We start from the raw sequence: 21,115 nt of genomic DNA, 5'->3' as shown, positions 1-21,115 counted from the left end.
ACTTCGCGTTGTGCCGCATCGTGGAATGAAGATACGCTGCGGCGCCACAGGAGCCGCCACCCACCTCGGGTGGTCGCCGCCTTGCGCGCAAGCCGTATGCTTCTGAAAAGTGCAGAGCGCTCGAATCAGGCACCCAAGCCCGATCGGAAAGAAGCCAAACATGCTCAGGAGACAGGCGTAATGAGTACGTTAGAAGCAAGCGACGCGACGAAGCCGCGATATCGTCCCGTGCGGTTTCCGCAACGCCGCACGCTCGTGGAGCGCCGCGCCGACGGCACGCTGATTCTTCGCTGCGACCGTCCGTTGCCGGACATCGCGCAGCGTTCCTTCGCCGATTTCATTCCGCTCTGGGCCGCCGAACGCGGCGACACGCCCGCCTTCTGCGAGCGCGGCGAAGACGGCGCGTGGCGCGCGTTGAGCTGGAGCGAACTGTGGCGGCAAGTCCGCACGGTCGGCGCCGCGCTGCTCGAAATGGGCCTCGGCGCGGAACGTCCGCTGATGCTGCTGTCCGGCAACTCGATCGAACAGGCTGTCGTGCTGCTCGCCGCCGAATACGCGGGCATTCCGAGCGCGCCCATTTCGCCCACTTATGCGCTGCTCAGCAAGGACTTCGCGCGACTCAAGGCGATTTGCGAACGCGTGCCGCCCGGCGCGGTGTTCGTGCAGGAAACCGGTCCGTTCGCGCGGGCGCTCGCGGCGCTGCCGCTGAACGGCGCGCCTGTCATCGCAGTGAAACAGGCGCTGGCAGGACACATCGCATGGGACGCGTTGACCGCTCTTCCTCTATCGGACGCGCGGCTGCAAACGGTCGAGCAAGCGCATGCGGCCATCCAAAACGACGACACCGCGCGCGTGCTCTTCACCTCCGGCTCGACCGGCGCACCGAAGGGCGTGCGCCTCACGTACCGCAATCTCGGCGCGGTGGCGGCCTACTATTCGGACAATCTCGCGTGGCTGCGCGAATCGCAGCCCGTGTTCCTCGACTGGCTGCCGTGGCATCACGGCCTGGGCGGCGTGCTGCATCTCGGGCGCGCAATCCAGTTCGGCGCGACGCATTACATCGACGATGGCCGGCCGCTTCCCGGCATGATCGAGCGCACGCTGCGCAATCTTCGCGACGTCGCGCCGACCATCTATACGAGCGTGCCGTCCGCCTGGGCCGCGCTGTCGAACGAACTCGAACGCGATCCGCTGCTCGCACAGAATCTCTTCGGCAAAGCCAGCTTCTTCGGATATGGCGGCGCGAGCATGCCGGTCGAAGTGTGGAACCGCATTCAGGCCGTCGCGGAGAAGACCATCGGCGAGCGCATGACGTTCTGCTCGGGACTCGCGGCCACGGAAACGTCGGGAATGGGCACGTACTGCGGCTGGGCGACCGACACACCGGGCAATATCGGCACGCCGTCGCTCGGCACCGAAGTCAAGCTGCTGCCGCTTCCGGGCGGCGACGGACGCTATGAAATCCGCATGCGCGGCCCGAACGTGTTCGGCGGCTACATCGGCCAGCCGGATTTGACCGCCGCCGCTTTCGACGAAGAAGGCTTCTTCCGTTTCGGCGATGCCGTGCGCCTCGCCGATCCCGCCGATCCGGCGAGGGGCATGGAGTTCGCGGGCCGCACCGTCGAAGACTTCAAGCTCGCGAACGGCAGCTGGGTGCGCGTCGGCGCGTTGCGGCTCGCGCTCGTCGACTGCTGCGCGCCGCTCGTTTCCGACGCCGTGATCTGCGGTCACGACCGCGACTATCTCGCGGCGCTCGCCTGGCCGAACGTCGCGGCATGCCAGCGCCTCGCGCCCGAGCTCGCGTCGCTGGATGCGAAGTCGCTCATCGCGCATCCGCTCGTCATCGGAGCTTTGCGCGAACGGCTCGTGCGGCAAAAGCCCGCCGGCGCGACGCTCGTCATCGAACGGCTCATGCTGATGGCCGAACCGCCATCGCTCGATGCCAACGAAATCGCCGACAAAGGTTACGTCAATCAGGCGACCACGCGCGCGCGCCGGGCGCATCTGATCGACGAGCTGTACGGGACCGAACCGGGCCAGCACATCGTCCGCGCGCGCCGATAACAAAACAAGAGGAGCTTGCAATGCACATCAATCGAACCGTCTTCAGAGACGATCACGAAATGCTTCGGACTACTGCGCGCAGATTCTTCGAGCGCGAATGCGTTCCGCGCCAGGCGCAATGGGATAAGGCCGGTTGCGTGGATCGTGAAACATGGCTCAAGGCCGGCAAGCAAGGGCTGCTGTGCACGTCGATTCCGTCGGAGTACGGCGGCGGCGGCGGCGACTTCGGGCACGTCGCCGTGCTCGTCGAAGAGATGGCGCACACGGGCGTGAGCGGACCGGGCTTTGGCGTGCACTCGGACATCGTCGCACCGTATATCGCGCGCATCGGCAATGAAGAGCAGAAGCAGAAATGGCTTCCCGCGATTTGCGCGGGCGAGCAGATTCTCGCGATCGCGATGACCGAGCCCGGCGTCGGCAGCGATCTCAAAGCCGTGCGAACCACCGCGCGGCGCGAAGGCAACGAGTACGTCATCAACGGCAGCAAGACCTTCATCACGAACGGTCTGAACTGCGATCTGATCGTGGTCGTCTGCACGACCGATCCGGCCGCGGGCGCGAAGGGCGTGAGCCTGATCGTCGTCGAAGCGACGCGCGAAGGCTTTCGCCGCGGCCGCAAGCTCGACAAGGTCGGATTGCACGCGCAGGACACCGCCGAACTCTTCTTCGACGACGTGCGCGTGCCCGTCGCGAACCGGCTCGGCGACGAAGGCAAGGGCTTCGCCTATCTGATGGCGGAATTGCCGCAGGAACGGCTCTCGATCGCGGTGAGCGCGGCGGCGCGTCTCGAAACCTGCCTGCAGCACACGATCGATTACGTGAAGGACCGTCGCGCGTTCGGACAGACCGTGTGGGACTTTCAGAACACCAAGTTCAAGCTCGCGGACGTCAAGGCGCAGGCGATCGCGGTGCGTCTGATGATCGATCACTACATCGGCGAGCACACGCGCCGCCGGCTGACGCTCGAGGAATCCGCGATCGCCAAGCTCTATTCGACCGAAGCGCTCGGCAAGGCGCTCGACGAGATGGTGCAACTGCACGGCGGCTACGGCTACATGCTGGAGTATCCGGTGGCGCGCGCATTCGTCGACGCCCGTGTCTCGCGCATTTTCGGCGGCACCAGTGAAGTCATGCGAGACCTCATCTCGCGCAAGCTCTGAATCCATCGAATCCTCAATCACTGAAGGAGAAGCACATGAGTCGCAAGGTGTATGTCGCGGGCGTGGGAATGATTCCGTTCAAGAAGCCGGGTGCAAGCGAGACGTACGACGTGATGGGCGAAATCGCGATCCGCGATGCGCTCGCCGACGCCGGCCTCGACTTCAAGGCCATCCAGCAGGCTTACGCGGGCTATGTGTACGGCGATTCGACGTGCGGCCAGAAAGCGCTTTATCGCGTCGGCATGACGGGCATTCCGGTCATCAACGTCAACAACAACTGCGCGACGGGTTCGTCGGCGCTCTGGCTTGCGCGCCAGGCCGTGGAAAGCGGCGCGGTCGATTGCGCGCTCGCCTTCGGCTTCGAATTCATGCAGCCGGGACCGCTGCTGCCGAAATGGCCGGATCGCGCGGCCGCGCTCGAGCGTGCGATCAGCCTGACGAACGAACTCGTCGACAACACCGAAGTGCCCACGGCGATTCGCCAGTTCGCGGGCGCGGGCCAGGCGCACATGCGCAAGTACGGCACGAAGCTCGAAACGTTCGCCCGCATTCGCGCGAAGGCGAGCGAGCACGCGGCACGCAATCCGCTCGCGGTGTTCCGCAACGTCGTGACGACCGAAGACGTGATGAACGCGCCGATGCTCTGGGAAGGCGTGCTCACGCGCCTGATGGCCTGCCCGCCGACATGCGGCGGCGCGGCGGCGATCGTCGTGTCCGAGGCCTTCGCGCGCAAGCACGGCCTGCGCACCGACGTGCTGATCGCCGGCCAGTCGCTCGCCACCGATCTGCCGAGCACGTACGAAGCGCGCGACATGATCCGCGTCGTCGGCTTCGACATCACGCGCAACGCGGCGCAGCAGGCATACGAGCAGGCGGGCGTCGGTCCCGAAGACATCGACGTGATCGAACTGCACGACTGCTTCGCGCAGAACGAACTGCTGACCTACGAAGGACTCGGCCTGTGCAAGGAAGGCGAAGGCGAGCGCCTCGTCATGGATGGCGACAACACCTACGGCGGCAAATGGGTGACGAATCCGTCGGGCGGCCTGCTTTCCAAGGGACATCCGCTCGGCGCGACGGGTCTCGCGCAATGCTACGAGCTGACGCATCAGTTGCGCGGCACGGCCGGCGACCGTCAGGTCAAGGACGCGAAGATCGCATTGCAGCACAACCTCGGGCTGGGCGGCGCGGGCGTCGTCACCATCTACAAGAAGACTGCGTAATGGCGATCGACAAACAACACATCGGCATGAAGTTGCCGGTCTATTCCGCGACGGCGGACGCGTGGCGTCTGCGCTTCTTCGCGAAGGCGATCGGCGAAACCAATCCGGTCTACTTCGACGAAGCCGCCGCTCACGACGCCGGTTATCCGGCGCTGCCGCTGCCGCCGACGTTCCTGTTCTCGCTCGAATTCGAGCAGCCGTCGACGGCGTGGCGCGAGGGGATCGGCATCGTCTCGTCGCGCATTCTCCACGGCGAGCAGTCGTTCACGTATCACCGCATGGCGTATGCGGGCGACGTGCTGCGCTTCGAGAGCCGCATCGCCGATATCTACGACAAGAAGAACGGCGCGCTGTGGTTCATCGTGCGCGAGACGCGTGCCACGAACCAGCGCGGCGAGCACGTTGCCGATCTGCGCAGCGTCGTCGTTCAGCGATAAGCGGGGAAATGCGAATGAGCACCATCAATTTCGATTCGATCCAGATCGGCGACAGCTTGCCGCCGCTCACCCTTCCGCCCGTCGACCGCACGATGCTCGCGCTGTTCGCGGGCGCATCGGGCGATCACAACGCCATTCACATCGACACCGACTATGCGCGGCGCGCCCGCGTGCCGGACGTGTTCGCGCACGGCATGTTGTCGATGGCCTGGCTCGGCCGGCTGTTGACGTCGTGGGTGGAGCAACGGCAGCTTCGTGCGTTCGGCGTGCGCTTTGTCGGCATCACGCAGCTCGGGCATGTCGTGACGTGCACGGGCAAGGTCACCGAAAAATTCGAAGCCGACGGCGAACGCCGCGTGCGGCTCGAGATCCAGACCGTCAATCAATATGGCGAACCGCGCGTGCTCGGCGACGCGGTGATCGCGCTCTGACTTCAATCATCAGGAAGACATCATGGGAAAGCTCGAAGGCAAAGTGGCATTGGTAACCGGCTCGGGACGCGGCATCGGTCAGGCGATCGCGATGAAGCTCGCGAGCGAAGGCGCGCGCCTCGTCATCAACGATCTCGATGCCGAACCCGCGCAGGAAACCGTGGAACTGCTGCGCAAGCAAGGCACGGAAGCGGTGGCGTGTGTCGGTAACGTATCCGCGCCGGATTTTGCGGACCGGTTCATCGGCACGGCGATGAATTCGTTCAAGGGCATCGACATCATCGTGAATAACGCCGGTTTCACCTGGGACGACGTCGTGCAGAAGATGACCGACGAGCAATGGTACGCGGTGCTCGATTGCCATCTGACCGCGCCGTTTCGCATCCTGCGCGCCGCGTATCCGCACATCAAGGCGCTGCACGCCGCCGACAAGGAAGCCGGACGCGACAATTACCGCAAGATCGTGAACATTTCGTCGACGTCCGCGCTGAACGGTAACGCCGGTCAGATGAACTACTCGTCGGCGAAAGCGGGCGTGATCGGGATGACGCGCGCGCTGGCGCGCGAATGGGGCCGCTTCAACGTGAACGTCAACGCCGTGGCTTTCGGGCTCATCCATACGCGCATGACCGTGAGCACGGAGCAGGCGCAGACCGTGAAGATCGACGGGCGCGACATCCGTGTCGGCCTCAACGCCGACATGCTGAAGACGCACGCACAGCGCAATCCGCTCGGTCGTGGCGGCACGCCGGAAGAAGCCGCGGGCGGCGTTTATCTGTTCTGCTCGCCCGAGTCGAATTACATTACCGGCCAGACGGTGGCGGTTGCGGACAACTTGCAGTAGAGCGATCGATTTTCCCTGGAGTGGCTGCTTCTCTTTGGCACGTTCGGATAGAGCCGAACGTGCCTTTTTGCTTTTTATCGCCATGGGAACGCGATAAGTTTTCGAAGTCCATAATTGACCGCCTTCGCGTCAGCCCGGTCATTAATTCGTGAATAGCAGGAGAACTGAAGTATTAAGTTCTTGTTGAAACAAGATATAACAGGGAAAATCTGCTGAATTGAACCATGCACCGGTTTGGCAATAGTCAATGACCCTGATGCGTGCATGCGATGCACCAAGTAGAATCCCTAAGCCGTTCTACTGAAAAAGGTCTCGAAGCTGGGACTGACAATACATGCAAGCACCGCCAAAAATCAGTGTCCTGCTGCCCGTGTACAAAGTCGAGCCGTACATTGAAGAATGCCTCGACTCGCTATTGTCACAAACCTCCACCGACTTTGAGATTATTGCCGTCGACGACAGCAGTCCTGATCGATCCGGCGAAATGACTTCACGCATTCTGGAAAAGCAAAACAGAATATCGTGGAAACTCATCAAGAATCTCAAGAACAAAGGACTGGCCGAAACCCGCAAAATCGCCGCAATGGCGGCGCGTGGCGAATACGTTTTGTGCGTCGACAGTGACGATCACATTCATCACGACACCATTCGCCGTGTCATCCAGGAAGCCGACAAGCACAATGCGGACGTCGTGGTCTTCGCCGCCGAGAATCTGACGCCGGATGGCAAGGTCAATTACCGCATCGAGACGGGCGACGCCGTTATCAGCGGCGTGCAGGCGGTCGAGAAAATCCTCGATTTGTCCTTGCAGGCGTATTGCTGCAACAAACTCGTGCGCCGTTCGATTTTTCTCGCCGTGGAACATCCGACCGGACTGATTTACGAGGATATCGTCGTCTCGGTCCAGACGCTCGGGAAGTCGAAAATCGTGCGGCTGATGCCCGATACCTTGTACGCGTATATGTATCGGGAAGCGGGAATTTCGACGCGCTTCAATCCGAGGATCGTGGATCTCTTTGCGATTGTCGATCGCGTGGAGAGACTCACGGCGTCGATGCCTATACCGAATTACCGGCGTCTGCTGTTCCGGTTGAAGTACATCTATGCGTATCGCACAATTGCGTTTCAGGCGGCGATGAAGGCGCCGACTTACGGTTCCGCGAAGCCGATTCTACGCAGCGTGTCGGAAAAGTTGCGCATGGCGCATTTGCTCGGCATGTATTCGGACAGTCGGCCGAAGCTGTCGATCGTCATGGCGATGCTGAAGATTCATCCGTGGATTTTCTATTGCTTCGTCCGGCGATTCGGACAAAGGTAATCCTGCCACAGCGGCCGCGCTCCACGCGGCCGCTCGTCCCGCCGATCAATCTTCCGCGTTGAATCCCAATCCGCTCGCGCGCAAACGCGTCAGTTCCGCGTCGTTCAACCCCCAATCCCGAAGTGCATCGCGCCCGCCTTCGCCGCGTTGCGGCGCGGGGCGCGAGATCGCGGATGGCGTCGCGGAAAAGCGCGGCGCGGGCGCGGGCTGTACGACGCCATCGAACTCGACGAAGCTTCCGCGCGCCCGATGATGCGCGTGCGCCGGCGCTTCCGAGAAGCCGAGCACGGGCGCGACGCACGCATCGCTGCCATCGAACACGCGGCACCATTCGTCGCGCGTGCGCTCGGCAAATGCCGCCGTGAACCGCGCCTTCAGCACGGGCCATCCGGCGCGATCGTGCTGCGCTGGCAAACCCGCATCGGCGAGCCCGAGCTTCTGCAGCAGTTCCGCATAGAAGCGCGCCTCCACTGCACCGACCGACATGTAATGCCCGTCGCGGGTGCGATAGCTGTCGTACCACGGCGTGCCGCCATCGAGCAGATTGCTTTCGCGCGTCTCGCGCCAGTTGCCCGATGCGATCAAGCCCCAGACGGTCGTGCCGAGTTGCGCGGCGCCTTCGATCATCGCGGCATCGACGACCTGACCCGCGCCGCCGCGCTGCACGTTGAGAAGCGCCGCCACGACGCCGAGCGCGAGCAGCATGCCGCCGCCGCCATAATCGCCGACGAGGTTGAGCGGCGGCACCGGCGCTTCGCCCGCGCGGCCGATTCCCGACAGCACGCCCGACAACGCGACGTAGTTCAGATCGTGCCCGGCGCTTTGCGCGAGCGGCCCCGTCTGTCCCCAACCGGTCATGCGTCCGTAGACGAGCTTCGAATTGCGCGCGAGCGCGGCGTCCGGGCCGAGGCCGAGACGCTCCATCGTGCCCGGACGGAATCCTTCGATGACGACATCCGCCTTCGACATCAGTTCGAGCGCGGCATCGGCCGATTCGCGCTTTTTCAGATCGAGCGTGACCGAGCGCCGGCCGCGCCCTGTCAGATTCTTGTGCTTGCCGCTGACCTTCGGACCGAGATCGCCGGGCGCGACGGCCCGATCGATACGCAGCACGTCCGCGCCCATATCGGCGAGCAACATGCAGCCGAACGGCGCAGGACCGATCGCCTCGAATTCCAGAACCTTTATCCCGCTCAATACGCCCATGACTGCCCGCCTCCGCATTTAGAAGTTTTGCAATCTTGCCAGTAGGCCAGACGCGCGAACGCGCCGCGCCACCCGCTTCGGGTAGACTGCGCTGACATCCCTCCGCGCTGCGTCAGCGAATCCGATGCTCACACTTTCCCCACGCGACACCGCCATGCTCAACGGCGATTTCGGCGATGGCCTCGCGCTCGCGATGCGTATCGTCGCGGCGACGGCGCGCGTCATGGATGCCGATGCGCTCATCGATATCTCGGGCGCGCATATCGACGGCTGTCTGTATCACGGCGCGGCGAGTCTCGATTTCGTCGAGCGCTTCGTCGCGAGCGGCGCGAAGGTCGCCGTGCCGACCACGCTCAATGTCGGCTCGCTCGATCTCATTCACCCGGAACTCTTTCGCGGCGACGCCGGTATCGCGAGCGCGGGCAAGCGGCTCATGCAGGCGCATCTCGAGCTCGGATGCGAAGCCAGCTTCACCTGCGCGCCGTATCAATTGAAGCATCGTCCGAAGCTGGGCGATCAGATCGCGTGGGCCGAATCGAATGCGATCGTTTTCGCGAACTCCGTGCTCGGCGCGCGCACGAGCCGTTACGGCGATTTCCTCGATCTCGCCGCCGCCATCACCGCGCGCGTGCCGGATGCGGGCCTGCATGTGACGGCGAATCGCGCGGCGCGCATCGTGATCGCCGCGCCCGATCTGCGCGCGTCGCCGCATCGCGATGCCGATTTCGCCGCGCTCGGCTTTCTGCTCGGCGGCATTGCCGGCGCGACGGTCGCCGCGATCACCGGCCTGCCCGGCGACACCACCGAAGACGAACTCAAAGCGCTAGGCGCGGCGGCGGCATCGAGCGGATCGGTGGCGCTGTTCCATGCGGTCGGCATCACGCCGGAAGCCGCCACGCTCGATGCCGCGCTTCAGGGCCGCGCGCCCGAACGCACGATTGCCGTCAGCGCAGCCGATCTTCACGACGTGCGCGCGCGTTGGTCGCACGCGAAACCCGGCGATGCGCTCGCCGCGGTGAGCCTCGGCACGCCGCACTTTTCCGTCGATGAATTTCGCACGCTTGCCGCGCTCATGGGGCGTCACGACGGCGCGCCGCGCTGCGATATCTACGTGAACACGAGCCGCTTCGTGCTGTGGCAACTCGAGGAAGAAGGCATTGCGCAGAAGCTCGCGGCACGCGGCGTGCAGATCGTCGTCGATACCTGCACGTACATCACGCCGGTGATGAAGCAGGTGAGCGGCCTCGTGATGACCAACTCGGGCAAATGGGCGCATTACGCGCCGGCGAATATCGGCGTGACGGTCGCGTTCGGGAGCATGAGCGAATGCGTGCGATCGGCGTTCGAAGGAAAGGTGTGCATCGATGAACACGTTTGAGGCCGTCACGCTCGTTCCGGGCCACGCGCGCGCGTCGGGAATCGCGTTGCCGCCGCTCAGCTTCTGGGGCGGTTACGACGCTGAGCGCGGCCTGATCGTCGATGCGACGCATCCCGGTCACGGCCAAAGTCTCGCGTCGCGCATTCTCGTGATGCCGCGTGCGCGCGGATCGAGTTCGAGCAGCAGCGTGCTCGCCGAAGCGTTGCGCAACGGCACCGGGCCCGCGGGCATCGTGCTCGCGGAGCGCGATCTGATTCTGTCGATCGGCGCGATCGTCGCGAACGAACTCTATGCGTCGAACGTGCCCGTCGTGATAGTCGATGAAACCGCGTTCGCGCACATCGCCGCCGCCGGCGATGCTCACATCGAAATCGATGCGCGCGATGCGGCGAGCGTGCGGCTCGTCCTCAACCCTGACGCGACATGATCGTCTCCACGACCGAGACGATCTGCTGCGCCGCCGTCTTGACGTGCTGTTCCAGCAGCTTCGCGCCGAGCTTCGCATCGCGCTTCTTGCATGCGTTTATCAGGTTCATGTGCTCTTCGTGCGACTGCTCGCGGATCGGCACCTGCACCACCTGAAAGCGGAAATAGCGGTCGCTGCGATCGTGCAGCACGCGCAGCATCTGCAATGTGATGTCGCGCCGCGCCGGCAGATAAAGCGTCTCGTGCAGACGCCAGTTCAACTGGCCCCAGACGCCCGAATCGGCGGTATCCATTTCGGCGACGAGCCTCTCGGCTTTCGCGATCTCGGCATCGGTAATATGCGGGATCGCCTGCGAAAAGAGCCACGGCTCCAGCCGAATGCGGATTTCGAACGTCTCCTGCACTTCTTCGATCGACAGCTCCGCGACATACGCGCCCTTGTGCGGCACCTTCGTCAGCAACCCTTCTCCGGTAAGCCGCGTGATCGCTTCGCGGATCGGCACGCGGCTCACGCCGAGTTCATCGGCGAGCGCCTCCTGGCGCAGCACTTCGCCCGGCGCGAGATCGCCCGACAGAATGCGTTGCCGGATCGCGGTCGTGACGAGTTCGACCGTCGTCGTGCGCACGATCCTGTGCGTGGAGTCGCTCTCTTTTCGAAGGGATTTGGCGGCGACCGGAGACATGTTTTATCGGCTTAGGCGTGAAGGTGCGGCATCGTAACACGCGTGTTCACCGCAACTTCTCGCGTACCCACGCACCGTTTTTCATCACGCCCGCGATGCGCTCGCCCTGCCCTGTCAGCACGCGAATATCCTTCAGCGGATCGCCATCGACGACGAGCAAATCCGCGTACGCGCCCGCCGCGACGACGCCGAGCTTGCCCTTCATGTTGACGATCTCCGCGCCGATGGCCGTCGCCTGACGAATCGCCTCGAAGGCGCCGACGATATTCGCGCGTATCGACAACTCATCGCTTTGATACTGATGCATGTCGCCGAGCAGATCGCTCCCGAGGCCGATCTTCACGCCGCGTTCGTGCAGCATCGCGAGCGCTTCGAGACCGCGCTTGCGCACCGATTCATTCTTGTCGAGCGTGTCTTGCGCGAGGCCCATTTGCGCGCCGACCTTTGACATCGCGTCATAGGTGACGAGCGTCGGCACCGCGTAGGCGCCGTGTTCGGCCATCACGCGCGCGGCATCTTCATCGATCAGATTGCCGTGCTCGATCGTGCGCACGCCGAGCTTCACGACACGCGCAATCGCCTTCGCGGTGTACGCATGCGCCATCACATACGTCTGATGCGATTCCGCTTCTTCGACGGCGGCCATCACTTCGTCGACGGAGAATTGCAGATTGCCGATGGGATCGGTCGGCGAAGCCACGCCGCCCGACGCCATGATCTTGATGTGATTCGCACCCGCGCGCATCTCCTCGCGCACGGCCTTGCGCATTTCGTCGACGCCGTCGACCACGCGCCCGATCGCGCCCATGTTGCGATTGCAGCCGCACGGGTCCGGATCGGCGTTGTCGAAGCGCTCGCGAAAATCGCCGTGGCCGCCCGTCTGCGAAAGCGCCTTGCCCGCGACGAACAAGCGCGGCCCCGCGATCACGCCGTCTTCGATCGCGCGCGACAGCGCATAGTCCGCGCCGCCCGCATCGCGCACGGTCGTGAAGCCGCGATCGAGCATGCCCGCGAGGATCGGCACGGCGCGCAGCACGGCGAACGTGTTCGGCAGACGGCTGTTGTTGCCGAGATGCGCGACCGATGCAATGACATGCACATGGCAATCGATCATGCCGGGCATCACCGTCTTGCCGCCGACATCGATCACTTGCGCGCCGCTCGCCTCGACCGGTTCGCGCGTGACTTCGCGGATCGCATCGCCGTCGATGACGATGGAATAGCGGCCGTCGTCGCGTTCGTGGTCGGCGTCGAGCACGCGGGCGTTCTTCAGAATCAGCATGCGTTTTCTCCGTTATTTAAGCAGGAATCCGTGCGCGAGCGGATCGCGGTCATCGACGAAAATCGTGTTGTGGCCCGTCACGCGCGCCCATCCTTCGATGGCCGGCACGATCGCATCGTATTCGCCGACGCGCGCCGCTTCCATCGGCACGCCTTCGAACAAGGTGCCGATGATGCTTTCATGCACGAAGCGCTCGCCGATCTTCAACTGCCCTTTCGCGACACGCTGCGCCATGCGCGCCGACGTGCCCGTGCCGCACGGCGAGCGGTCGATGGCTTTGTCGCCGTAGAACACCGCGTTGCGCGCGCTCGCGCCTTCCACCGTCGGCTCGCCCGTCCACATGACGTGACTGAGGCCGCGTATCGCATCGTTTTCCGGATGCACGAACGCGTACTTTTCGTTCGCCTTCTGACGCAGGATCGGACTCAGACGCTGAATGTCCGATGGCTTCAGCGCGTGCAGCCCTTCGTAGTCGCGCTGCGGCTCGACGATCGCGTAGAAGTTGCCGCCATACGCGACATCGAAACGAATCTCGCCCAGGCCCTCGACGTCGACGGACAAGTCTTGCGAATGCAGAAACGAAGGCACGTTGACGAGCTGCACCGAATCGACATGCTCGCCGTTCATCCTGTAACGCGCGATCACGAGACCGGCGGGCGTGTCGAGCCGCAGCACGCCCGGCTCGCGCGGCCGCACGAGTCCGTTTTCGATGGCCGTCGTCACCGTGCCGATGGTGCCGTGCCCGCACATCGGCAGGCATCCGCTCACTTCGATGAAGAGAATCGCGAGATCGCAGTCGGCGCGCGTCGGCGGATAGAGAATGCTGCCGGACATCACTTCGTGGCCGCGCGGCTCAAACATGAGCGCGGTGCGTATCCAGTCGAACTCGCGCAGGAAGTGCGCGCGCCGTTCGATCATGTTCGCGCCTTCGAGCGGCGGCGCGCCGCCCGCGACGACGCGCACCGGATTGCCGCATGTGTGTCCGTCGATGCAGAAGAACGTCGATTTCATTGCGCGAGCGCCCGCACGTTGGCGATCGCCTTCTCGACGATTTCGATGGTCCGCTGCCGTTCCGCGCCTTCGAGCAAGAGGCGCGGCGCTTTCACGTACTCCGGATAACCCGCCGTGATGTTCTCCGCGAGCTTGATGTACTGCACGAGCTTGACGTGCGTGTCGAGATGGAACAAGTCGATCAACGCGCGATAGAGCGCGCGCGCCTTGTCGTATTCGCCGTTGACCGCGTAATTCAGCAGATCGACGGATTCCTTCGGCATCGCGTTGGCCATGCCGGAAACCCAGCCCTTCACGCCGAGCGCGACGGATTCCACGATCAGATCGTCGACGCCGCAGAACACGACGAAGCGGTCGCCGAAGCGCGCGTAGAGATCGGTGACGCGCGTCGTGTCGTAGGTCTCTTCCTTGATCGCGACGACGTTGGGTTCATCCGCGAGTTGCGCGAGCAAGTCCGGCCGCATGTCGACGCCATAGCCGCGCGGATTGTTGTAGATCATGAGCCCGAGCTTCGTCGAGCGCGCAATCGACCGATAGTATTCGACGGTCTCGCGATCGTCCGATCGATACGTGAGGCCCGGAAACACCATCAGCCCTTGCACGCCGATGGCTTCCGCGTCTTTCGCGAACTGCATCGCGTTGGCCGTGTTCAGTTCCGCCAGTCCCGAGATCACAGGCACGCGCCCGTTCACGGTTTCGACCGCGATCTTCAGCACCGTGCGCTTTTCCTCGGGCGTGAGCTGCGCGTTCTCGCCGACCATGCCCATCATCACGACGCCGCCGACACCGTTGTCGATCAGACGGTTCAGGCCGTTCACGATAGCGTCACGATCGAGCGAGCCGTCCTGCTTGAGCTTCGTCGTCACGGCGGGGAATACGCCTTTCCAGTTCACTTGCATGTTTGCTCCTCCAATCTAGAAACGTGCGATCGAGTAAGGCGTGAGCGGCACGCGCGGCGTGCGTCCCGCGAGTACATCGGCGACGAGCGCGGCGGTCGTCGCCGATTGCGTGAGGCCGAGATGACCGTGCCCGAATGCATGGACGACCGACGGCATGCGCGGCGATGCGCCGATCACCGGCAGCGAGTCGGGCGTCGCGGGGCGATGGCCCATCCATTTCACGGCATCCGTATCGTCGATGCCTTGGATGAAGCGCTTGCCCAGTTCGAGCAACGCGTCGCTGCGACGATAGTTCGGCGGCGCGTCGATGCCCGCGAACTCCGCCGCGCCGCCGATGCGCAAGCCAATATCGAGCGGCGTCGCCACGAACTTGCGCTCCGCGAAGATCACTTCGCGCGTCAGTGCGACGCCGTGCTTTGGCAGCGTCGCGTTGTAGCCGCGTTCGCTTTCGAGCAACACGCTATCGCCGATCGACCTCGCGAGCGCCGCCGACCATGCACCCGCCGCGATCACGATGCGTCGTCCGTTGACGCGCGTGCCGTCGTCGAGCACGACGGATTCCGGCGCGTCGATGGCGCGCGCGATGCCCGTCACGAAGCGCGCGCCGAGCGCACGCACGCGCTCGCGCAATAGCGTGACGATGCGGCGCGGATCGCCGATATGCGACCAGTCGTCGAGGAACACGCCATGCCTGAAGACCGGCGCCAGCGACGGCTCGCATTCGCGCACTTGCTGCGCGCTCAACGCGTGCCAGCGCGCGCCGAGTTCGCGCTTGAAGGACCATTCCGGCTGATCGGCGGCGAAGGCTGCATCGGTTTCATAGACCGTGAGCGCGCCCCGCCGATACAGCATCGCGCTTGCGCCGATATCGTCGAACATCGGCAGGATGTCGTCGTAGACGCGGTTGTTGAGCAGCGAAAGCGCATGCGAGATCGCTCGAAAGCGCGCCGGCTCGCTCGCGCGGCCAAACGCCATGAACCACGGCAGCGCCTTCGGCACATGCTTCCAGTCGAGCGCGAGCGGCCCGAGCGGGTCCATCAGCCATTTCGCGGCCTTCGTGAACATGCCGTGCACGGCGATCGGCGTGCTCTCCGTCACCGCGATGCCGCCCGCATTGCCGTGCGATGCGCGATCGCCTTTGAAATCGCGATCGACGAGCGTCACGCGCGCGCCCTCGCGCAGCGCGGCCCACGCGCATGCGAGTCCTACGATGCCCGCGCCGATCACGATGACGTCCGTCATGTCTTCACTCGCCACGTTGCGAACTCACGCGCGATTTGATGAGCTTGTCGTCGACGGCTTCGCACCATGTGTCGGCGAGCGTGAAGCCGGTCTGAAAGCGATCGGTCGGATCGACGCCGACCTGCGAGATCGCCGTGATCCACGCCTGTCCCGCGACGACGGGCACGACGGCGGGAACATCGCCCAGACGCGTCGTGGACGCGATGCGGCTTTCGAACACCGATCCGATGATCGACTCGTGCAGAAACGTCTCGCCGACATCGATCAGCCCTTTCGCGTGCATGACCGCGAGCCGCGCGGACGTGCCCGTGCCGCACGGCGAACGATCGCAGCGTCCCGGCGACACGATCACCGTGTTGCGCGATTTCAGCACGCCGTTCTCGCGCGAAATCGGGCCGACGAACTCGGTCATCGTGATGCCCTTGATGAGCGGATTGAGCGGATGCGGCGAAGGCAACTGCGCCGCCGCCGCGGCCTTGATGACTTGCCCCAGCTCGCACAGTTCGCGCGCTTCATCGGGCGTGATGCGAAAGCCGAGTTTCTCCGCATCGACGATCACATACGTCATGCCGCCATAGCCGACATCGACGGTCAAACTGCCGATGCCTTCGACCTCGATCGTCTTGTCGAGATGATTCGCGAACGCGGGCTGGTTCGTGAACTCGACCTTCGTGACCTTGCCGTTCGCGCACGAGCAGCGCAGATGGATGAGGCCCGCGGGCGCTTCGAGCACGAGTTCGGTGACGGGCTCGATCATCGCCAAGATGCCGGTTTCGAGCAGCACGGTCGCGACGCACATCGTGTTCGAGCCGGACATCGCCGGATATTCGGTCGATTCCGCGATCACGTAGCCCATCTGCGCGCGCGGATCGGTCGCGGGCAAGATGAAGTTGACGGTCTGATTCGCCGAGCCGCGCGGCTCGAAGATGCAGATGCGCCGCAAGTCGTCGCGCACTTCTTCGAGGTGCATCATCTTGTCGAACATCGTGGCGCCGGGCACGTCGAAGACGCCGCCGGTCACGACATTGCCGACTTCGCCTTCGGCGTGGCAGTTCACTACGGTAAGCGTGCGATTCCAGCGCATGTTTATTGCAGCGGCGCGTGCGCCGTCTCCTTGATGGTGGCGACCGTGATCGTCGAGAGCAACGCCGCGAGCATGACGAAATACGCGGGCGAAAGCGGCGAGCCGGTTGCCTTGATGAGCGCGATGGAGATCATCGGCGCGAAACCGCCGAACACCGCGTTGGCGATGCCGTAGCCGATCGACATCCACGTCGTGCGGATTTTCGTCGGGAAAAGTTCGGAGAGCACGGCCGGCCCCACACCCGAAAATATGCCGATGACGACGCCGCCCAGCACCTGCACCGCGCCGACGATCGCCGCCGACTTGTACGTGAGCATCAAGTGAAAGATCGGATACGGCAGCACGAGAAACGCGATGCAGCCGATCGCATAGATCGGCTTGCGGCCGAAGCGATCCGACGCCGCGCCCCAGAACGGAATCGACGCGGTCATCGCGATGAGGCCCGCCGTGTTGAGCCACAGCGCCGTCGACGGATGCATGCCGACGTATTTCGTCGTGAACGACGGCAGATAGTTGAGCAGCACGTAGAGCGAGACCGTCCACACGATCACGAGCCCGCACGCCTGCAGACCGAGCAGCGCGGGCGCGCGGCCTTTAGTCTTCGGCGCTTCGTCGCTTGCGCTTTGATACGCGGGCGTCTCCTCGCTGCGCTTTCTGATGATCCAGCCGATCGGCCCGATCACGATCGCACCGATGATGAACGGCACGCGCCAGCCCCAATCGAGCATCGCTTGAGGCGAGAGCAGCGTCGTCATGAGCGCGGCCGCGCCCGAGCCGAGCAGCATGCCGCCGAGGGTGCTGCATTGCTGGAAGCTGCCGTAGAAGCCGCGCTTGTTCGGCGGCGCCCATTCGACGAGAAACGCGACCGCGTTGCCCAGCTCGCCGCCGACGGAAATGCCTTGCAGCATGCGCGCCGCGACGAGCAGGATCGGCGCCCATATGCCGATGGCCGCATACGACGGCAGCAGCGCCATGAAGAGCGTCGCGGCGGCCATGAGCGGCATGACGAAGGTGAGCGTCCACTTGCGGCCTTTCTTGTCGCCGAGCCAGCCGAAGATGATCGCGCCGAGCGGACGCGCCGCGAAGCCCAGGCCGAATGCGCCGAATGTACCGAGCATGGCGGCGAAGTCGTCGCCGGTGGGGAACATCACTTTGGCGATGACGGTCGCGAGGAACGCGTACGTGCCGAAATCGAACCATTCGAGGATATTGCCGACGACGGCGGCGGTGACTGCACGGCTGGTTTTCGATGAGACCCGCGGGCTGTCGCTCGCGGCATAGGGGTTCGCAACGGCATTGGCTCGGTCGGTCATGGGGGCTCCGTCGGCAGCGTTGGGTGCGGCGTGGGGGTGATTGTGCGCCCATGTCAAAATTGAATCAAGGATTTTGGATCCAAAATCAAAGCCCGCAAACCGCCGGATTTTCTGGCGACCCGTCGGCTTTCAGCGCGCCGTCTGCGCCGCGACGGTCTGCGCGACGGCCGGCGCCCCATAAAACATCTGCGCCATCGCGATATCCGTCGCGCTCAACTGTCCGTTACCGTTCCATTGCGGATTGCAGTAATTCATGATCGACGCCAGATCCCACGCGCCGATCATCGTGTCGCCGTAAGTGCCTTGCGCGGGTTCCTTGCATGTCGTCGATGGCGTGTCCGGCCGATTCTGCTCATGCGCGAATCCCAGCGCATGACCTAACTCGTGCGCGGCGATGGCGCGAACACAATACTCCTCGCGTCCGATGCAACTCGTACTCCAGTTTCTGAACGTGAAGTTGAAGACCATGCCGCCGGCGACATTGTTGATCTGCGTCCCGAGACCTTGCGTATGCGGTCCCGCCTTGGCGCTATCCTCGACCGATATCCGAATGCCGTAATAGTTCGGCGCGTTGGTGCATTGCTGCCATCCGGCGAATACGACGCCCGAATGCGCCTCCCAGCTTTGCTGAACCGCGAGCTGACTCCAACTGCGTTGATTGGCGTACATCGCGAAGTCGGCGTTGCTCAGATCCCAGCACACGTTGATCGGAAACTGCTTCCAGATGACCGTCGATAATGCGAAACCCTTGTTCGTCCCATTCATCGGGGCATCTTTCGCGGATGAATTCACGGCATCGGATGCGCCGTCGCCTCCGCCGCATGCGCCAAGCAGCATTGCTAACAATAATGCGGATAAGCACGCGCCGATTCGTCTCATCTTCTTCTCCGCTGCGATAGTTTCGCTGCAAACGAGAAGTATATTTTCAAAGCAGCGGTGAAATTCGTTTGGTCATTCCATAGCATTTACGAAAGATGCGTGAAGCGCACCGTCACGACCACCCCACGATCCGGATGCTCGCGCTGCGCCAGCACGATCTGCCCGCGATGCGCCTGCACGATCTCCTTCGCAATCGCGAGGCCGAGGCCGGTTCCTTCCGTATCCGCCGATGCGCGATAAAACGGCTCGAACACGCGACTGCGCGCTTCGGCGGGAATACCGGGGCCATCGTCGATGACGGTGAGCGTCACGCGTTGCGCATCGCGCATGACGGCAACGGTCACGTGCCCGCCCGGCTGCGTATAGCGAATCGCATTCTCGACGACGTTGTACACGAGCGCCGACAACAACCCTTCATGGCCGATGATCCACGCCGATTCAACCAGCTCCGCGCCGAGATCGATCTCGCGCTTCTGCGCGAACATCGCCAGATCCTCGATCACGTCCTGCGCGATGGCGGCAAGATCCACCTTCTGCCGCGCGAGTTGCGCGTAGTCCGCGGCTTCGGCCTGCGCGAGCAGCAGCAGCTTGTTTGTGAGACCGACCATCGAACGATTGCTTCGCTGCATCGCCGCGAGCGTTTCATTCAGCGACGGCTCCATCGCGCGATGCTGCCGCGCGAACTGCAATTGCGTCTCCAGCAGCGTGAGCGGCGTGCGCAACTGATGCGCCGCATCCGCGATGAAACGCCGCTGCGCCGCGACCTGAAGCCCGAGCCGCGCGATGCACTGATTGATCGCATCGACGATCGGCCGCAACTCCGTATGCAAGCGCTCCACGCGCAGCGGCTCGAGCTGCATCGGATCGCGGTCCATCACTTCTTTCTTCACCTTCAGAAGCGGCCGCAGCTCGAACGTCAGTCCGATGCAGGCGAGCGCCACGGCCAGCAACACCATCTCGATCTGCCGCACGAGCTGCGGACGCCATAGCTCGCGCACCATCGCATCGCGCGAAGCCTGCGTCTTGCCGACCGACACCAGCACGCGGCGAATCGCGCCGTTGTCGTACATCTGGCGCACGAAGCCGACGGCGCGTATCGGCTTGCCGTGGAGATCGGCGTCGTAGTAATCGGGCGCGTCGTGGCCGGCGGCGTCGCGCGTCGGGAAATCGGGCACGCCAGCGAGCAGACGGCCATCGTCGACGCTCACGTTGTAGAACACCTGATCGCCCTGCGGCGACGCGAACACTTCGAGCGCGGCCGGCGGAATATCGACGAGCAAGCGTCCGTCCGACCATTCGACCTCGCCCGCGATCATCCGCGCCGATGCAAGCAGCGTGTTCTCCTGCACGAGATCGGCGGTGTGGCGCGCGTTGTCGTAGGCGGCTTTGCCTGTCACGAACACGTAGATCGCGAGCGGCACGAGCAGCCACCATAGAAGACGGACGCGCAGGCTATTGGTCATCGTCCTTTTTGCGCAGCAGATAGCCGAGACCACGCAGCGTGACGATCGCCGCCGAACTGCCATCGAGCTTCTTGCGCAGCCGCGAGACGTAGATTTCGAGCGCGTCTTCGCTCGGGCTGTCTTCGTGCGTGAAGATCGTATCGAGCAGCGACGCCTTCGACACCGTCTTGCCGAGACGCAGGATCAGCGCTTCGAGCACGCTGCGTTCGCGCGGCGTCACGTTGAGCGGCGCGCCTTTGAGCGTGAACTGGCGCGTGTCGATATCGAACACGAGATCGCCGCACGACACCTCGTTCGCCGTCGATGAACTGCGCCGCCGGATCATCACCTTCACGCGCGCGACGAGCTCGCGCACTTCGAAAGGCTTCACCAGGTAATCGTCCGCGCCCGCGCCGAGCAACTCCACCTTCTCGTCGATGGAACCGCTCGCCGTGAGGATCATCACCGGCGTTGCGTCGCCGCGTTGACGCATGCGGCGCAGCACGTTCTTGCCGGAAAGACGCGGAAGGTTCAGGTCGAGCAACACGACGTCGTAAAGATTTGCGCGCAGGAGCTGATCGGCGGATTCGCCATCCTGCACGGTTTCGAGCGTGAACGACTCCTGTTCCAGCATCTTCGCGAGCCAGAGCGAAAGCGTCGGATTGTCTTCGATCAACAGCAGTTTCATGGTGGCGCGATTGTATTGGCTTCGACGAACGATGAAGCATCGGGTTAACACCCATGATTTCGCATCGTCGCAGAAAGCTGGCAGAAGGTTTCGCGTTCCTATAAT

20 protein-coding genes are annotated in these 21,115 nt (G+C 63.7%); 9 read left to right on the top strand and 11 right to left on the bottom strand.

Annotated elements, in window-relative coordinates; all coding sequences use genetic code 11:
* The first annotated feature begins 180 nt into the window (after window positions 1-180).
* The 7 genes from NCS67_RS24735 (at window position 181) to NCS67_RS24705 (ending at window position 7,477) form a co-directional block, all read left to right on the top strand.
* A complete protein-coding gene (locus NCS67_RS24735) occupies window positions 181-2,064 on the top strand; it encodes a feruloyl-CoA synthase (RefSeq protein WP_250437014.1) in 1,884 nt (627 codons plus the stop codon).
* A 20-nt stretch (window positions 2,065-2,084) separates the two neighbouring features.
* On the top strand, window positions 2,085-3,224 hold the full coding sequence (locus tag NCS67_RS24730; protein ID WP_008347322.1) for an acyl-CoA dehydrogenase family protein: 1,140 nt from the start codon (window positions 2,085-2,087) through the stop codon (window positions 3,222-3,224).
* A 35-nt stretch (window positions 3,225-3,259) separates the two neighbouring features.
* Window positions 3,260-4,447 (top strand): lipid-transfer protein, encoded by a 1,188-nt coding sequence (locus NCS67_RS24725; RefSeq protein WP_008347320.1) that lies wholly within the window; start codon window positions 3,260-3,262, stop codon window positions 4,445-4,447.
* Entirely contained in the window at window positions 4,447-4,884 is a 438-nt protein-coding gene (locus tag NCS67_RS24720) for a MaoC family dehydratase N-terminal domain-containing protein (protein WP_250437012.1), read from the top strand. Before NCS67_RS24725 ends, NCS67_RS24720 begins: the two co-directional genes overlap by 1 nt.
* A gap of 14 nt (window positions 4,885-4,898) precedes the next feature.
* Window positions 4,899-5,315: a MaoC family dehydratase gene (locus NCS67_RS24715; protein ID WP_008347317.1), complete on the top strand. Its 417-nt coding sequence runs from the start codon at window positions 4,899-4,901 to the stop codon at window positions 5,313-5,315.
* Between the two features lie 22 nt (window positions 5,316-5,337).
* Window positions 5,338-6,159: an SDR family NAD(P)-dependent oxidoreductase gene (locus NCS67_RS24710; RefSeq protein WP_250437010.1), complete on the top strand. Its 822-nt coding sequence runs from the start codon at window positions 5,338-5,340 to the stop codon at window positions 6,157-6,159.
* 334 nt (window positions 6,160-6,493) lie between these two features.
* A complete protein-coding gene (locus NCS67_RS24705; protein WP_250437008.1) occupies window positions 6,494-7,477 on the top strand; it encodes a glycosyltransferase family 2 protein in 984 nt (327 codons plus the stop codon).
* A 45-nt stretch (window positions 7,478-7,522) separates the two neighbouring features.
* Here NCS67_RS24705 and NCS67_RS24700 read toward each other — a convergent pair whose 3' ends face one another.
* Window positions 7,523-8,683, bottom strand: coding sequence for a CaiB/BaiF CoA transferase family protein (locus tag NCS67_RS24700; RefSeq protein ID WP_175982038.1), 1,161 nt, complete (start codon window positions 8,681-8,683; stop codon window positions 7,523-7,525).
* 124 nt (window positions 8,684-8,807) lie between these two features.
* Between NCS67_RS24700 and NCS67_RS24695 the strand changes: the two genes are divergently transcribed.
* Both NCS67_RS24695 and NCS67_RS24690 read left to right on the top strand, forming a co-directional pair.
* Window positions 8,808-10,061 carry an aconitase X gene (locus NCS67_RS24695; RefSeq protein WP_008347313.1) on the top strand — a complete coding sequence of 418 codons (1,254 nt, stop codon included), beginning with the start codon at window positions 8,808-8,810 and terminating at the stop codon, window positions 10,059-10,061.
* Complete coding sequence (locus NCS67_RS24690) at window positions 10,048-10,488, top strand: aconitase X swivel domain-containing protein (RefSeq protein ID WP_250437007.1); 441 nt, start codon at window positions 10,048-10,050, stop codon at window positions 10,486-10,488. The genes NCS67_RS24695 and NCS67_RS24690 overlap by 14 nt, the downstream gene beginning before the upstream one ends.
* Here the strand turns inward: NCS67_RS24690 and NCS67_RS24685 are convergent.
* From NCS67_RS24685 to NCS67_RS24640, 10 genes are all read right to left on the bottom strand, one after another.
* Window positions 10,469-11,170: a GntR family transcriptional regulator gene (locus NCS67_RS24685; RefSeq protein WP_250437006.1), complete on the bottom strand. Its 702-nt coding sequence runs from the start codon at window positions 11,168-11,170 to the stop codon at window positions 10,469-10,471. The genes NCS67_RS24690 and NCS67_RS24685 overlap by 20 nt on opposite strands.
* 46 nt (window positions 11,171-11,216) lie before the next feature.
* Window positions 11,217-12,452 carry a metal-dependent hydrolase family protein gene (locus NCS67_RS24680; protein WP_250437005.1) on the bottom strand — a complete coding sequence of 412 codons (1,236 nt, stop codon included), beginning with the start codon at window positions 12,450-12,452 and terminating at the stop codon, window positions 11,217-11,219.
* Window positions 12,453-12,464: 12 nt separating this feature from the next.
* Window positions 12,465-13,463, bottom strand: a complete 999-nt coding sequence (locus tag NCS67_RS24675; protein ID WP_008347309.1) for a 4-hydroxyproline epimerase — start codon at window positions 13,461-13,463, stop codon at window positions 12,465-12,467.
* Complete coding sequence (locus tag NCS67_RS24670) at window positions 13,460-14,362, bottom strand: dihydrodipicolinate synthase family protein (RefSeq protein ID WP_008347307.1); 903 nt, start codon at window positions 14,360-14,362, stop codon at window positions 13,460-13,462. Before NCS67_RS24670 ends, NCS67_RS24675 begins: the two co-directional genes overlap by 4 nt.
* A gap of 15 nt (window positions 14,363-14,377) precedes the next feature.
* Window positions 14,378-15,604, bottom strand: coding sequence for an NAD(P)/FAD-dependent oxidoreductase (locus tag NCS67_RS24665; protein WP_250437004.1), 1,227 nt, complete (start codon window positions 15,602-15,604; stop codon window positions 14,378-14,380).
* A 4-nt stretch (window positions 15,605-15,608) separates the two neighbouring features.
* Window positions 15,609-16,688, bottom strand: a complete 1,080-nt coding sequence (locus NCS67_RS24660; protein WP_250437003.1) for a proline racemase family protein — start codon at window positions 16,686-16,688, stop codon at window positions 15,609-15,611.
* A 2-nt stretch (window positions 16,689-16,690) separates the two neighbouring features.
* A complete protein-coding gene (locus NCS67_RS24655) occupies window positions 16,691-18,001 on the bottom strand; it encodes an MFS transporter (RefSeq protein ID WP_008347300.1) in 1,311 nt (436 codons plus the stop codon).
* 129 nt (window positions 18,002-18,130) lie between these two features.
* Window positions 18,131-18,766 carry a M12 family metallopeptidase gene (locus tag NCS67_RS24650; protein ID WP_250437002.1) on the bottom strand — a complete coding sequence of 212 codons (636 nt, stop codon included), beginning with the start codon at window positions 18,764-18,766 and terminating at the stop codon, window positions 18,131-18,133.
* A 200-nt stretch (window positions 18,767-18,966) separates the two neighbouring features.
* The gene (locus tag NCS67_RS24645; protein ID WP_008347296.1) at window positions 18,967-20,343 is read right to left on the bottom strand and encodes a sensor histidine kinase; all 1,377 of its coding nucleotides are present in this window, start codon (window positions 20,341-20,343) and stop codon (window positions 18,967-18,969) included.
* On the bottom strand, window positions 20,333-21,010 hold the full coding sequence (locus NCS67_RS24640; RefSeq protein WP_008347294.1) for a response regulator transcription factor: 678 nt from the start codon (window positions 21,008-21,010) through the stop codon (window positions 20,333-20,335). Before NCS67_RS24640 ends, NCS67_RS24645 begins: the two co-directional genes overlap by 11 nt.
* Window positions 21,011-21,115 lie beyond the last annotated feature (105 nt).

The sequence above is a fragment of the Caballeronia sp. ATUFL_F2_KS9A genome (genome assembly GCF_023630765.1).
Lineage (GTDB): Bacteria > Pseudomonadota > Gammaproteobacteria > Burkholderiales > Burkholderiaceae > Caballeronia > Caballeronia zhejiangensis.
The sequence above is the reverse complement of the archived record's forward strand: the minus strand, read 5'-3'. Positions and strand labels throughout refer to the sequence as shown.